Origin of the sequence: Lysinibacillus sp. 54212 (assembly GCF_036662795.1) — a bacterium.
Taxonomy (GTDB): Bacteria; Bacillota; Bacilli; order Bacillales_A; family Planococcaceae; genus Lysinibacillus_B.
In genome coordinates this window covers 133,096-147,062 of sequence record NZ_JBAFWZ010000005.1, presented here as the reverse complement: position 1 = coordinate 147,062, position 13,967 = coordinate 133,096, and the positions used below count along the sequence as shown (strand labels likewise).

The window sequence follows — 13,967 nt, the reverse complement described above, 5'->3', positions numbered from 1 at the left end:
TAAAAATACCATCGGACATTCCTCCTAAAACAAATCCGTATTAGATTAAAAATATCGTACCATCTATGAACAAAAAAGACTGTGATTTTTTTAACACCTTTAGACTATTTTGTGAAGGAATTATGAAATTATAGCTTTGTAATCGCCTTAAGTACGATTTCCGTTGAGTGCTTCGCTGCTACTGGTAAAAACTCATCAAAGCTGATGTTTGATTCTTTCCCTGCAATATCCGATAGCGCTCGGATAACAACAAATGGCGTTCCAAATTGATGACATACTTGTGCTACTGCTGCAGCCTCCATTTCAACTGCCTTCATTTGCGGGAAATGCCCTCTAACATGCTCAACACGTACCGGATCATTCATAAAGGCATCGCCTGAGCAAATTAAGCCGATTCCATATTGATGCTCGCCTACTTCTGTAACAGCCTCTTTAGCAATAGCCATTAATCTTTCATCTGATTTATAGCCCGGTGGTAGCTGAGGTACTTGCCCGATTTCATAACCAAAAATCGTAACGTCTACATCATGGTGACGTACCTCATCTGAAATTACGACTGCCCCAACTTCTAGTTCTTCATCAAAGCCACCAGCTGAACCTGTATTAATAACCACATCCGGCTTAAACTGATGTAGTAAAACTGTTGTCGACATCGCGGCATTAACTTTTCCGATGCCACTTTTTAATAGCACGATTTCTTTGCCGTCGTAAGTTCCTGTCGTATACTCGCTACCTGCGATAGTTGTTGTTGTTGTGTTAGCTAGTGCTGTACGAAGTAACTCTACTTCCTGCTCCATTGCTCCAATTACTGCGATTTTCATTTCTATGTCCTCCAATTCAAAACACTCTACTAAAAGTAAACAATCGAAGTAACTTCTGTCAAGACTAATAGGCACCTTCTAGCGAATTTAATACTTCAACAAGGATTGGCTTCCACCCTTGCCCGTCAACCCATTGGATCGATACTCGGTACTTAGATTGTTTATCCTTTGAAGTTACAACTGCTATAGCACTGCTGGCATTTCCGTTATTTTGAACACGTAACAGAATGCTATCTTCCTTTGCAAGTGGTATAGCACTATAAATAGCCCCTAGCTTCTCCTCATAATCAATATGTCCTTTTTTAAAGGTAGATACATGCGAGCCACTCTGAGCCGTTGTATAAGGCTGCCAGCTTTCATTTTGCCATACCTCTTTTACGATTGGATCGGTAGAAGCATTCACTGTTACCTTACCAGAATCCTCTTGCTCTGTCTCTGTTGTTTCCGTCTCCTCAGACTCAGCTTCATTCGGTTCTGATGCTGGCTCCTGTGCCTCATCTTCTTGCTCTTCTTGCTCGTCATCTTCTGTAGCCTGTCCTACAGGGCTCTCCGTATTTTCCTGCTGTTCCTTTGCGATTTCGTTCGTATCCTTATCATCATTTCCGATAAAAATAACCATTAATGTTATGACGATTAATATTGAAACGATGGCAATTAAATAGTTTAGTGTTTTGTCCATTTTATTTAAGTTGCGACGATGTGTGCGGCTCGTTTGCTGTGAACGTTTAGTAAGTTTATTTTCCTCTTCGGTCATGGCAACAACCCCCTTTTCGTACAACCATTTTATCAATATTTAAAGCTATTGCCTAATAGAAAGACATAGATCACCTTATAAAGTATACTGTGCTCGATCAAATAAAAAGATGGCTAACAATTGTTAGCCACCCGATAGATTATTTAATTTCTAAAATAACAACTTCCATGTCTCCACCTGGTGTTGTAATCCTTACTTGATCACTTACTTTATGACCCATTAATGCTTTTGCCATTGGAGAATCGTTAGAAATACGACCTTCTGCAGGGTCAGCCTCAGCAGAACCTACAATTTTATATGACTCCGGCTCGCCCTCTGGCTCACCATCATCTAACACATCAAATGTTACAGTACGGCCAAGAGAAACTAATAACTCTGAGTTATCATCTTGGTCTTCTGTAATAATTAATGCATTACGTAGCATAGATTCAATCGTTGAGATACGACCTTCCACGAAGCCTTGTTCTTCCTTCGCTGAATCGTACTCAGAGTTTTCAGAAAGGTCACCGAAACTACGCGCGATTTTAATACGTTCTACAACCTCTTTACGTTTCACCGTTTTTAAATTTTCTAATTCTTCTTCGAGCTTTGCTTTTCCCTCTAATGTCATAGGGTATTGCTTTTCGTTAGACAAAGTACTCACTCCTTCAATAATGCTAGAAAACCTACTATACACTTTAATCTTTAAAATGCAATCGTTTTCTTTTTAAAATAAATCATTGTATAGCACAAAACCCGGCTATTAGCCAAGTATATGGAACATTCCTTCATTATAGAAGTACATTCTCCAAAATACTACAACTAGTAGCCGAATTTTAGTAGATGCTATAGAATCATTATTTTGTAATTATACAAATATAATGAAATGAAAATATTGTAAATACCTACCCATCATATTACAAGTTTGAATCAGTTTCAAGAATTGTTTTAATTTTTGTAACCATTAAATCAATAGCGACGTTATTATCGCCACCTTCAGGAATAATGACATCCGCATATCGCTTTGTTGGCTCAATAAACATATTATGCATTGGGCGTACTGCTGATAAATATTGCTCAATCACAGAATCAGCTGTACGTCCACGCTCGTTAATATCGCGCTGGATTCGTCTAATAATACGTAGATCAGAATCTGTATCAACAAACAATTTAATATCCATTAACTCACGAAGGCGCTCATCCTCGAGCACAAGAATACCTTCTAGTATAATAACATCTTTCGGCTCAACATGAATAACTTCCTTCGCACGTGTATGCTGAACATAGTCATATACGGGCTTATTAATGGGCTTTCGATCTAAGAGTGAATGAATATGCTGTATTAATAAATCTGTATCGAACGCTAATGGGTGGTCATAATTCGTCTGCAGCCGTTCCTCAAATGTCATATGACTTTGATCGTTATAATAATAATCTTGTTCTATTACAACTACTGAATGATCTCGGAAAACGTCATAAATAGCACGTGTCACACTCGTCTTACCTGAACATGACCCACCAGCAATCCCAATAACTACAGGACGCTTTTGCATTTATTTATTCTCCTTTCGCATCATATTATATCGAGATAACGGTCGATCAACTTTAAATTTAATAATTTGTAATGGGTGACGGGCAACATCCAGTTCATTACCTTCCTCATCCCATAATTGACCTACTTCCATTTTAAACGTTTCGATATCTGGACCGAAGAATTCAATTGTATCTCCTGGCTTGAAATAATTACGCTGCTCTAGCGTTACCATTCCCGTTTCTCCATCATAATCAAGCACAAGACCAGCAAAATCCCATTTTGGCTTCGATGCATGGGAGCCAAACATTTGCTGCTTATAGCTTGGCTCTGATTCAAAGAACGCTGAAGCTGTAGCACGAATTGCACAACGAGATAATTCTTCTAGCCACTCTTTTTTAATTTGGAAGTTTTCAGGGTCAGCACAGTATGCATCAATCACTTTACGGTACACAGAAATAACTGTTGCTACGTAATGAATCGATTTCATACGCCCTTCTACTTTTAACGAATCAATACCCAGTTCAATCATATGTGGAATCGATTCAATTAATTTTAAATCTTTCGGACTCATGGCAAACGGTGCATCGCCTTCATTGAATAGCGCTACTTCCTCTCCGTCTTTGTTTTCATATAAGTCATAATCCCAACGACAAGATTGACAGCAGCCACCACGATTTGAGTCACGCGCCGTCATATGGTTAGATAACACACAACGACCACTATAAGCAATACACATTGCACCGTGCACGAATGCCTCGATTTCAATGTCTACTTCCTCTTTCATTTTTTGCATTTCCTCGGCACCAACTTCACGCGCGAGTACAACACGGTGTAGACCTTCATCCTTCCAATACTTAACAGCCTTCCAGTTAGAGAGTGATTGCTGTGTAGAAAGATGAATTTCTAATTTTGGTGCAACACGTCGGCAAGTTTCAATAATTAATGGATCGGCTACAATAATACCCGTAACGCCAGCCCCTTGGATTGCTTGTAAGTATTCTTCAAGGCCTTCCATGTTTTCGTTATGTGCAAAAATATTAGTTGTCACGTATACGACTGCACCATATTTTTTCGCAAACTCTACGCCTTCAGCCATCTCTTCAATAGTGAAGTTATCTGCGTTTGAGCGAAGACCAAACTCTTGTCCACCGATAAATACAGCATCGGCACCGTAATGAACGGCTATTTTTAATTTTTCAAGGCTTCCAGCAGGCGCTAAAAGCTCTGGCTTCTTTGTAATCACTGTCTTGCCATCAATCTTTTCACGAATTTTTTCATTTTGAATTAACTGTAACATATTTGCCGCTCCCTTCTAGTACACTGTTTCCTTGAAGATAAAGCCAGTATCAAGCGGGCGTAGAGCTGGTTGAATTTCTTCAATTTGTTGGAATAAGCTATCTTTAATTGCCTCGTATGCCTCTTCACCCTGATCAAAGAATGCATCAATTGCTTGGCGGTAAAGGCTTGTCACTTTCACCACATAGTCAGACGTGTGAAGTACGCCATCAATCTTTAAGGAATCTATGCCTGCTTCAAAAAGATCGGTTAGCTCATCGATGACACACATATCATTCGGTGAGAAAATATGAGTACCGTTTATATCCTCGTAAATCGGGTATTTATTTTTACGCTCTTTATCATGTAGGAACATATTTTTGTTCTCTTTTCGATTTTCGATTTCCATCGCTTGGTCTCGGTATAGGAAGTAGTTTCCAAGTAGAGAGCGCTTTGATTGGAACATACATGTCATCCCATGCACTTGAACCTCGATTTCATGCTCGGTATTTTCTTTAATTTCAAGCACTTCATCTAGTGATAGTTCACGCGCTAATACGGCACGCTTACTGCCTCGCTCGCCCCAATAATTTACTTGGAACCAGTTTGTAGCAATCGTTTCTGGACTCCAATGTAGCGGAATCGTGATTTCTAGCTCACGTACAGCCATTACAACGGCAGGATCACCAAATAACAGTGAGTCTACACCAATTCGTTGCATTTCCTGTAAATACGCCTCTAGCGCCTCAAGACGGTCATTATGAAAGACAGCATTGACTGCCACATAAACTTTTTTCCCAGCCTCATGAATGATCGCTGTTGCCTCTTCAACTTGTGCTACGTTAAATTCTCCAGCTAAACGTAAACCAAATTGCTGCTCACCAAGGACAAATGCATCTGCTCCCGCTTGGAGTAGAGCCTTGACATGTTCAATAGATTGCGGAGTTACTAATAATTCTGGTTTTTTCACAGTTATCACCTCTTCAAACAAATTAACAAACCATCACCGACCGGGAAAAATGCAGATGTATAATCCGGATGCTGCATGATCCAATCTGTGAACGATTTTAAATTTCGAATCATCGTTCTTTTTCTTCGCGGCACTTCTTTTATATCTAAATCCGACAGCCCGTGCATGTACATATTATCGATGTAAAGCACACCACCAGACGGTACAAGTGGCGAATATTTTTCAAAAAACTTTCGATATTGACCTTTTGCCGCATCAATAAAAACAGCTTCATAAGTAGGTTGAATATTTTCAACATCTACCTCTAACGCGTCCCCTTCAATGACAGTAATACGCTCTGCAACGTCAGAGCGCCCGATAAAATCACGTGCTTTAGCAACACGAGCCTCGTCTCGCTCAACTGTCACAATTGTCACATCCGGTAAAGCCTCGGCCATACGCAGGGCTGAATACCCGATGGCAGTCCCAATTTCTAAAATAGACTGAGGTTTTTGAATACGAAGCAGTTGATTTAACGCCTCAATCCCCAATAATTGCATAATCGGAACGTGATGTTCTAAAGCGTACCGCTCCATTTCAAGAAGCAATTCGCTGCGAGGCTGTATAAAGGAATCGATATAAGCATCGGATAATTCCATCATAAAAACTCCTTAATATATACTTATAGGTTTGAGAATCATTAGAAATGAAGGTATAGTAGGGGCTCTTATCCTAAAACATGCAAAATAAAAGGGCCATCGCTGGACCTTTACACGAGTGATGAACGTATAGAGGATTAAACTTCATCAAGGATATTTGCTCCATTGCTTCAAGACAATAGATTACAAATCCTATCCTTGCAAGCATTGGATGCTCGCAAAAAAATACTGCTTACAAGATGTATCATTTTTCTACCTTATAAAAAACACAATTTATGATAGCACGAAAATAGAAGGAAAGCGAATAATCTTTTTTCGCCCCCTTCTATTTTCAGGTTGTATTATTTTAAATATTTCGAGATATTGCTTAAATGTTCCTCATATGTCTTCGCAAAGTGATTAATTCCTTCTTTATCAGCAAGGAAATATAAATAATCTGTTTTCGTTGGATTAATCGTTGCTTCTAAGGATGATTTTCCTGCACCAGCAATCGGTCCAGGTGGTAGACCTTTAATTTTATACGTATTGTATGGATTTTCTACTTCTAAATCAGAGAATAATACACGATCTTTATGCTCTCCAAGTGCATATAGCACTGTTGGATCCGTTTGTAGCGGCATACCGTCTTCTAAGCGATTATAAAATACACTTGCGATCGTTTCTCGGTCTGTTTTCGCTGTTGCTTCTTCCTCTAATAGTGAGGCAAACGTGACAAACTCATGAACGGTCATACCCGATTCCTCAATTGAAGAGCTATATTCCATCACCAACGTATTCATCGATTGGATCATTGTTTCGATGATCGTATCTAGCGTTGGCTTTTCCTCGTAAAATGGATATGTCGCTGGATATAAATAGCCTTCAAGCGAATAGCGGATTTTCTCATTATATATCGCGTCTGTTAGTAAATCAGGGTATTGCGCCTTCATCTCCTCAATAAACGCTTTATCTGTCACCTTAGCCATAAATTCCTCGGCCGTATAATTTGTATTTTTTGCCACAACCGCAGCAATTTGCTCTAGTGTTAATCCTTCAGGAACAGTCATCGTAAATACAGGCGTACGGTATACTTTTCCAGTCTTTAAACTTTCGATAATTTCATCTAATGTCATAGACTTCGTTAGTGCATAATTACCCGCCTGGAACTGCGATTCATTTTTAAACTTTGCATAGTATTTAAAAATACGTGCATCCTTTATTATTCCTTTTTTCTCTAAAATGGTTGAAATATTATTTAATCCTGACCCCATCGGAATATCGACTGAAACTTCTTTATCCGAATTCGGATCCACAGGCTTTAGCGCAGAGCTAATATAGCTATATGCCGAGAAACCACCGATTAAAAAGATTAGTAAAAAAACAAGTGCTACAATCGATACTATTTTACGAACAGTTTTAACTTCTTTTTTACGTTTTTTCATATTTTCAAACATTTCCTGTTTTAATTGTTCCTTATCCACAGGCTGTCCTCCCTTTTATCTCTTCCAATATGATACAAGATAATTAAATATGTGACAAATAAAACCTCGATACTACCGATTAAAGTTAGTATGTAAGGGGCGATTTTCATATGGCTTTAGACGAAAATTGATAACAATGCTGACGAGTAAAGATCGATATGAGCTAGTTCTATTATCCATTCGACGAGTATTGCACAGCGAAATTTTCACATTGGAGAGTAAATTTAAAATTTTGGCGAGTATTTTGAAAAATGTGGCGAGTATTTTTCAAAAGTTGGCTAGTATTCTCGAAATTTTGGCTAGTATTTTAAATTTTCCGGCTAGTAACTAGCTCACCAATCAAATTTCCACAAAAAAATACCCAATGCTTAAATATACATTGGGTAGTGTTCATTATTGTTCTGATAATGAAGCTAATACGTTTTCAACCATTTCCCACTCTTCGTCTGACTCGATTGGGAAGAGTTCTGTTACTTCACCGTTTTCACCCGCTATATAGCCAGATGCAAATACCTCTGAGAAGTTAGGCTCATCTTCTTCAAAAATGGCATAAAATAAATAAGACTTGCCGTTGCTGCTAAAGCGATGTAGGATTTGACAAACAACATCCTCGCCATCTTCGTTTGTAATTGTCATAAAGTTGGATCTATCATCAGAAAATTCATCGACTAACGTGTTTAGTACTTCCTCAACCATTCCCCATTCTTCATCTGACTCTAATGGTGATAGGTCACCGATTTCACCGTTCTCATCTAGCTCATAGCGTAGAGCCGAGATTTCGCCAGTTTCCTCACCCTCGATCGTATATAGCACATATGAATGCTCCTCTGCATCAAATGTGAATACTACACGGCAAAGTACTTCCTCACCATCTTCATTTTGCACTTTAAAGAACTGCTCATCCATTCCATTTCCTCCTTTTAATCTCTTAATAATTTTTCATACCACTAGTAACTTATCGTATGCTTTTCGTTCAGAAAAAAGTAAAACAGAGTCGGCGAAAGCCTCCCCTGTTTTGTTTTTTCATTACTCTTCGTCGTCTCCGAACTCATCTTCTAGTGCGTTTAAAACGTCCTCGATTAGGTCCCACTCTGCCTCTGTTTCGATTGGCTCTAATTCGCCGTCTTCACCGTTTTCAGATGGTGTGAAAGAAGAAGCGAAAATTTCGATTTGACCGTCCTCGTCCTCTTCTGCACCTACTAGAGAGTATAGTACATATGATTTTCCAAACTCCTCTGAATCGAATGTGTGGATTACTTCACATAATTGCTCGTTTCCGCTCTCATCTACGATTGTAATATGACGTTGTTCTTGTTGTTCCATTACCTGTCACCTCTTAAAATTATTTGGTTGTTTCATTTACTAATGTGTGCGTCGCTCTACTTTTAGCACAGAAAATATTTTTGCCCCTGTCGCTTTGATTTCGGGGCAGAAAATTAAATTGATTAGGCTAGCCTAATCAATTTAATTTTTACTATCTAAATAGCCCTGTAAAATCATCACAGCAGCCATTTTATCAATAACCTGCTTGCGTTTTTTTCGACTGACATCGGCTTCAATCAGCATACGCTCTGCAGCCATTGTTGTTAAGCGCTCATCCCAAAGCTTTACCGGTAATCCAAAGGTTTCTTCTAAAAGCTTTTTATAGTTTTCAGAAGCTTCACCACGCGGACCAACTGTGTTATTCATATTTTTCGGATAGCCGACAACAAATTCTGTTACAGCATACTCCGACACAAGCTCTTTAATACGTTGGATACCAAATTCGCCTGCTTCTTCATCAATTTTCACAGTTTCAATACCTTGAGCTGTCCAGCCAAGCGCATCACTAATTGCAACGCCGACAGTTTTCGTGCCAACGTCTAATCCCATAATTCTCATTTATTCGCCTCGGTGTTCTTTCTAATATAAAATTTGACAAGCTCCTCTAGAATTTCATCGCGCTCGAGCTTGCGAATTAAGTTACGTGCATCTTGGTGGCGAGGGATGTATGCCGGATCACCAGAAAGTAAGTAGCCTACAATTTGGTTTGTCGGATTGTAGCCCTTTTCTTCTAATGCCGTGTACACCTTAAGCATTACTTGCTTTACTTCTTCTTCCATTGATTCTTCAGGAAAATTAAACTTCATCGTTTGATCAAAAGAACTCAAGACCAGCACCTCGCTTTCAGAAATAAGGAGATGGAGGACAAACCCCATCTCCATTTCTTATATTATAACCGAATTACTCTATAGATTAAATGGATTTAACGTAATCATACACAGAATTTAGTGCTTCTTCAAGTTTTGAACCATCCTTTGCACCGGCCATAGCCATATCTGGACGACCGCCGCCTTTACCGCCGCACGCTTCTGCAACAGTTTTCACGATATTACCTGCATGATATGCACCGCCAACGATGTCTTTCGTTACGCCAGCACATAACATTACTTTGTCACCATCAACCGCTCCTAAAACGATAACAGCCTGATTCATTTTTTCTTTTAAATCATCCATCATTTGACGAAGCTGGTTATTGTCTTTTGCCTCTACTTTTGTTGCAAGTACAGTTACATCACCAATTTTTCGAGCTGCATCAAGCACCGCGCCCGCTTGTGCATTTGCAATTTTTTGCGATAGTGACTCGTTTTCACGTTGTAATTCTTTATAATCCGCCTGTAAGCTTGCTACACGTGTCGCCACGTCCTTTGGATTTGCTTTTAACAACGCCGCCGCTTCAGCTAGAACGGCTTCCTCTTCCTTCACTGCGAAGTAAGCAGCTTTACCTGTGACTGCTTCGACACGGCGAGTACCTGCACCAATACCACCTTCAGATAAGATTTTAAAGAACCCAATTTCAGAAGAACGTTGAACGTGTAAACCACCGCAAAGCTCAACCGAATAGTCGGAAAGGGCTACAACACGAACAACATCGCCATATTTCTCACCGAATAACGCCATTGCGCCCATCGCTTTTGCTTCGTCGATTGGCATTTCACGAATAACAACCTCGATATCTTCCCAAATCTTTTCGTTTACCGCACGCTCTACTCTTGCTAGCTCTTCTTTAGTTGCTGGACCGAAGTGAGAGAAGTCAAAGCGTAAACGGTCTGGGCCAACATAAGAACCCGCCTGTGCTACATGGTCACCTAATACATCTTTTAATGCACGGTGCATAAGGTGAGTTGCTGTATGGTTTTTCAAGATTAACGTACGTTTTTCACGGTCAACCGTTGCCGTCATCTCATCACCAACGTGCATTTCACCAGACTCTACTACAACTGTGTGAAGAGGCTGTCCATTTGGTGCTTTTTGTACATCTTTAACGATTGCTTTAAAGCCATCCGCTTCGATGACACCAGTATCTGCAATTTGACCACCCATTTCAGCATAGAATGGAGTGTTCGATAAAATCACTAATGCTTCGTCACCTTCAGATGCTGTGTTCGTTTCTTGACCAGCTACAACGATTGCCGCGATTGTACCGCGTGCTTCCATTGCATCATAAATGTAAGTTGATTCTTGCTTTAAGTTCGACAGTACTTCGCTTTGAACTTGCATTGAATCTACATCCCCACGTGCATTACGAGCACGTTCACGCTGTGCTTCCATCGCCACTTCAAAGCCTTCATGGTCGACAGTCATGCCTACTTCTTCTGCGTACTCTTCTGTTAACTCGATTGGGAAACCGTACGTATCATATAAACGGAATGCATCCGCACCTGGAATAACCTTCTCACCTTTTGCTTTTTGACTTTCTACTACTGCGTTGAAAATAGCTAAGCCACCATCAAGCGTTTCGTGGAAGCGAACCTCTTCATTTTTAATCACACGTTGAATAAACGCACACTTTTCCGTTACTTCTGGGTAGAAGTCTTGCATGATTTCACCAACAGTTGGCACTAGCTCAAACATAAATGGTTTTTCGATGCCGATTTGTTTTGCATAGCGCACTGCACGACGAAGCAATCGACGTAAAACGTAGCCGCGCCCTTCATTTGATGGCAGAGCACCGTCACCGATTGCAAATGCCACTGTACGAATATGGTCTGCAATGACTTTAAATGGCGTATTAATATCTTCAGCTGAACCGAAAATTTCGCTAAGCGCTACTTCGCCTTGACGTTTGTAAGGACGGTTTGCAAATTCCTCTGTTTTTTCGATAATTGGCATGAAAAGGTCTGTATCAAAGTTTGTTGGTACGTTTTGTACAACAGAAACGATACGCTCTAAGCCCATACCTGTATCGATGTTTTGCTTTGGTAGTGGCGTGTATGTGCCATCCGGGTTGTGGTTAAATTGTGAGAATACTAAATTCCAAATTTCAAGGTAACGCTCGTTCTCACCACCTGGGTACATTTCCTCTTCTGGTGTACCGAAGCCATACTCTTCTCCACGATCATAGAAAATTTCAGAGTTTGGACCAGATGGACCTTCTCCGATATCCCAGAAGTTCCCTTCTAAACGAATTAAACGCTCCTCAGGAATACCAATTTCGTTATGCCATACATCATACGCTTCCTGGTCTTCCGGGTGGATTGTAATAGAAAGTAGCTCAGGATCAAAGCCCATCCATTTTTTATCCGTTAAAAACTCCCACGCATAATGGATCGATTCTTTTTTGAAATAATCACCAATAGAGAAGTTCCCTAGCATTTCAAAGAAAGTATGGTGACGAGCTGTTTTCCCTACGTTTTCAATATCATTCGTACGAATTGATTTTTGTGCATTCGTAATACGTGGGTTATCTGGAATAATACGACCATCAAAGTACGGCTTTAAAGTCGCAACCCCTGAGTTAATCCATAGAAGAGATGGATCATTAATTGGTACAAGTGGCGCTGATGGCTCATGATGATGATTTTTTTCTTTAAAGAACTCTAAGTAAAGACGGCGAATTTCTACTGCTTTCATCGTTATTTTCCTCCTAAAATGCCTTTTATATTTTGAAATACGGATGATGTGTAAAGTATTTTTCTACGTTGAACTTAACATTTTCATTATTTTAAGTGACGATACTAATTAAAAACAAAAAAAGCCCCCATCCCAATAAAGGGACGAAGACTATATCGTTGTTTTCGCGGTACCACCCTAGTTATAAATCGGCACATGGACCAACTTATCTCTCAAGCACTTGTAACGTAAGCAAACGGCAGTGATTAGCTGCACTCTGGAGTAGCTTTCGGTTTTACGCTCTTGTAAGATTCTTTCAGCCAGAGGAATCTCTTTCTTTACACGCAATAAAACGTACTTTTTCCATCATCGATTTTCTGTATTCTACTTAGCATTATAAAAAAAACGGTAATCTGTGTCAATCAATTCTATAATCGGAGAAGAACGATGGGGGCTGTCCCATTCACTTTCCTTTCTTTTTCAAAATAATACAATTCGAAGCTCATTTATATTTTCTTATAAGACTATCCCTTATTTTATAAAACTTTAATAATCGATTGGAGGAGTCAAACAGCCCTTGAACATCATGTTTCTTTCACTAATTCAAAAAAAGACGGAGCCTCTGAAAAATGGCCTTTATCCATCTTGGTTAGCATTAATAATATCAGCTCTTGCTCTAAATCACCTTGATTTTGACGTGATGTTTGTCTTAAAACGCTTTTAATTTTTGGTGTTAATAATTGTATTACTTCAACTTCAAAGTTACTCTCCATCTATTTTTCACCCCTCTCCTGCTTATATTTCACTCTAATCTTCTTTAAGATGCTTTTCTTTTTTTTATTAATTGCTTGCTGTGAGACTCCCCAACAATTAGCGACTTCAGCTTCGTTCATTTCCTTTACATACAGCAAATATAATAATTCCTTATTTTTACTATTCAAATTTGAAATAATGTTAAACAAATGTTTATCTTCAAATAGAATCTGTAATTGCTCTGCATTTTCCAATGAACTATCAAATGAATCATTGTCGTTTTGTGATGCTATAATCTCGAGAAAAATGGAATCATCACCGTCTAATATTAAGGGGTTTTTATTAGAAACATACCTAATTTTCCGGTCAAAGCGTTGCGCTTCAAAAAATAACACTTTAGAAAAATAACTGAGTATCTTCATCTTTTTCACATGTTCTTTAAAGTGCTGTTCAATACATATTTTTTTATCGTTAGTCGGATTTATTAAATACTCTTGATATAGCTCATCCATTTTTGGATCTTGTAAAAATGATTGGATTAATCGATTATTCATCACAGCACCCCTTAATTTAGAGCGTACGTTCTATTTTATTTCAAAAAAAACCTACTTTTTAGTGATTTCATTTAATCCCATTCCTTCTTTTTGTAATAATAGTTGAACAGCTTGTGTATTACTGTTCACAGCTACGATTAAGATTCCTAAAGACTTATCAAACTTCCAAAAAATTAATAGGAATGCGATAATTGGAAATCCCACTGTTGATATTGCTTGAACTATTTGCTCCAACATAATCCCCTCCTTTCTTTTCGTTATGTCTTTAAATATTAAAGGGATTTTCCACAAAAAATTACAACTATATTTGTCAATAAAATGCCACATTTTCAGATTTAGTAAAATAGCTAAAGGCGT

16 protein-coding genes are annotated in these 13,967 nt (G+C 38.9%); all 16 read right to left on the bottom strand.

What is annotated here, in order from left to right; all coding sequences use genetic code 11:
- Window positions 1-128 precede the first annotated feature (128 nt).
- Window positions 129-821, bottom strand: coding sequence for a 5'-methylthioadenosine/S-adenosylhomocysteine nucleosidase (mtnN, locus tag V4T18_RS05345; RefSeq protein ID WP_332647317.1), 693 nt, complete (start codon window positions 819-821; stop codon window positions 129-131).
- 64 nt (window positions 822-885) lie between these two features.
- The gene (locus V4T18_RS05340; RefSeq protein ID WP_332647314.1) at window positions 886-1,575 is read right to left on the bottom strand and encodes a YrrS family protein; all 690 of its coding nucleotides are present in this window, start codon (window positions 1,573-1,575) and stop codon (window positions 886-888) included.
- Between the two features lie 139 nt (window positions 1,576-1,714).
- Window positions 1,715-2,209 carry a transcription elongation factor GreA gene (gene greA / locus V4T18_RS05335; protein WP_332647311.1) on the bottom strand — a complete coding sequence of 165 codons (495 nt, stop codon included), beginning with the start codon at window positions 2,207-2,209 and terminating at the stop codon, window positions 1,715-1,717.
- Between the two features lie 262 nt (window positions 2,210-2,471).
- Window positions 2,472-3,107, bottom strand: coding sequence for a uridine kinase (udk, locus tag V4T18_RS05330; protein ID WP_332647310.1), 636 nt, complete (start codon window positions 3,105-3,107; stop codon window positions 2,472-2,474).
- Entirely contained in the window at window positions 3,108-4,385 is a 1,278-nt protein-coding gene (locus tag V4T18_RS05325; RefSeq protein ID WP_332647308.1) for a peptidase U32 family protein, read from the bottom strand. It abuts the gene before it with no gap.
- 15 nt (window positions 4,386-4,400) lie between these two features.
- Window positions 4,401-5,333: a peptidase U32 family protein gene (locus V4T18_RS05320; RefSeq protein WP_332647305.1), complete on the bottom strand. Its 933-nt coding sequence runs from the start codon at window positions 5,331-5,333 to the stop codon at window positions 4,401-4,403.
- A gap of 5 nt (window positions 5,334-5,338) precedes the next feature.
- On the bottom strand, window positions 5,339-5,971 hold the full coding sequence (locus V4T18_RS05315; protein WP_332647302.1) for an O-methyltransferase: 633 nt from the start codon (window positions 5,969-5,971) through the stop codon (window positions 5,339-5,341).
- A gap of 341 nt (window positions 5,972-6,312) precedes the next feature.
- Entirely contained in the window at window positions 6,313-7,431 is a 1,119-nt protein-coding gene (gene mltG, locus V4T18_RS05310) for an endolytic transglycosylase MltG (RefSeq protein WP_442916903.1), read from the bottom strand.
- A 393-nt stretch (window positions 7,432-7,824) separates the two neighbouring features.
- Complete coding sequence (locus tag V4T18_RS05305) at window positions 7,825-8,337, bottom strand: DUF1292 domain-containing protein (RefSeq protein ID WP_332647299.1); 513 nt, start codon at window positions 8,335-8,337, stop codon at window positions 7,825-7,827.
- Window positions 8,338-8,457: 120 nt separating this feature from the next.
- On the bottom strand, window positions 8,458-8,754 hold the full coding sequence (locus V4T18_RS05300) for a DUF1292 domain-containing protein (RefSeq protein WP_332647296.1): 297 nt from the start codon (window positions 8,752-8,754) through the stop codon (window positions 8,458-8,460).
- Between the two features lie 141 nt (window positions 8,755-8,895).
- Window positions 8,896-9,312 (bottom strand): Holliday junction resolvase RuvX, encoded by a 417-nt coding sequence (gene ruvX, locus V4T18_RS05295; protein WP_332647293.1) that lies wholly within the window; start codon window positions 9,310-9,312, stop codon window positions 8,896-8,898.
- Entirely contained in the window at window positions 9,309-9,581 is a 273-nt protein-coding gene (locus tag V4T18_RS05290; protein WP_332647291.1) for an IreB family regulatory phosphoprotein, read from the bottom strand. Before V4T18_RS05290 ends, ruvX begins: the two co-directional genes overlap by 4 nt.
- Before the next feature lie 85 nt (window positions 9,582-9,666).
- A complete protein-coding gene (gene alaS / locus V4T18_RS05285) occupies window positions 9,667-12,324 on the bottom strand; it encodes an alanine--tRNA ligase (protein WP_332647288.1) in 2,658 nt (885 codons plus the stop codon).
- A gap of 563 nt (window positions 12,325-12,887) precedes the next feature.
- Window positions 12,888-13,076, bottom strand: coding sequence for a hypothetical protein (locus V4T18_RS05280; protein ID WP_332647285.1), 189 nt, complete (start codon window positions 13,074-13,076; stop codon window positions 12,888-12,890).
- Window positions 13,077-13,610, bottom strand: coding sequence for a hypothetical protein (locus tag V4T18_RS05275; RefSeq protein ID WP_332647284.1), 534 nt, complete (start codon window positions 13,608-13,610; stop codon window positions 13,077-13,079).
- 51 nt (window positions 13,611-13,661) lie between these two features.
- Window positions 13,662-13,844, bottom strand: a complete 183-nt coding sequence (locus V4T18_RS05270; RefSeq protein ID WP_442916902.1) for a hypothetical protein — start codon at window positions 13,842-13,844, stop codon at window positions 13,662-13,664.
- Between the last annotated feature and the right edge of the window lie 123 nt (window positions 13,845-13,967).

Bases quoted from the DNA above. Each gene is read 5' to 3' on its own strand.
- V4T18_RS05300 (WP_332647296.1), bottom strand. From the start codon at position 8,754: ATGGAACAACAAGAACAACGTCATATTACAATCGTAGATGAGAGCGGA.
- V4T18_RS05305 (WP_332647299.1), bottom strand. From the start codon at position 8,337: ATGGATGAGCAGTTCTTTAAAGTGCAAAATGAAGATGGTGAGGAAGTA.
- V4T18_RS05340 (WP_332647314.1), bottom strand. From the start codon at position 1,575: ATGACCGAAGAGGAAAATAAACTTACTAAACGTTCACAGCAAACGAGC.
- V4T18_RS05280 (WP_332647285.1), bottom strand. From the start codon at position 13,076: ATGGAGAGTAACTTTGAAGTTGAAGTAATACAATTATTAACACCAAAA.
- ruvX (WP_332647293.1), bottom strand. From the start codon at position 9,312: ATGAGAATTATGGGATTAGACGTTGGCACGAAAACTGTCGGCGTTGCA.
- alaS (WP_332647288.1), bottom strand. From the start codon at position 12,324: ATGAAAGCAGTAGAAATTCGCCGTCTTTACTTAGAGTTCTTTAAAGAA.
- V4T18_RS05325 (WP_332647308.1), bottom strand. From the start codon at position 4,385: ATGTTACAGTTAATTCAAAATGAAAAAATTCGTGAAAAGATTGATGGC.
- V4T18_RS05275 (WP_332647284.1), bottom strand. From the start codon at position 13,610: ATGAATAATCGATTAATCCAATCATTTTTACAAGATCCAAAAATGGAT.
- mtnN (WP_332647317.1), bottom strand. From the start codon at position 821: ATGAAAATCGCAGTAATTGGAGCAATGGAGCAGGAAGTAGAGTTACTT.
- V4T18_RS05315 (WP_332647302.1), bottom strand. From the start codon at position 5,971: ATGGAATTATCCGATGCTTATATCGATTCCTTTATACAGCCTCGCAGC.
- udk (WP_332647310.1), bottom strand. From the start codon at position 3,107: ATGCAAAAGCGTCCTGTAGTTATTGGGATTGCTGGTGGGTCATGTTCA.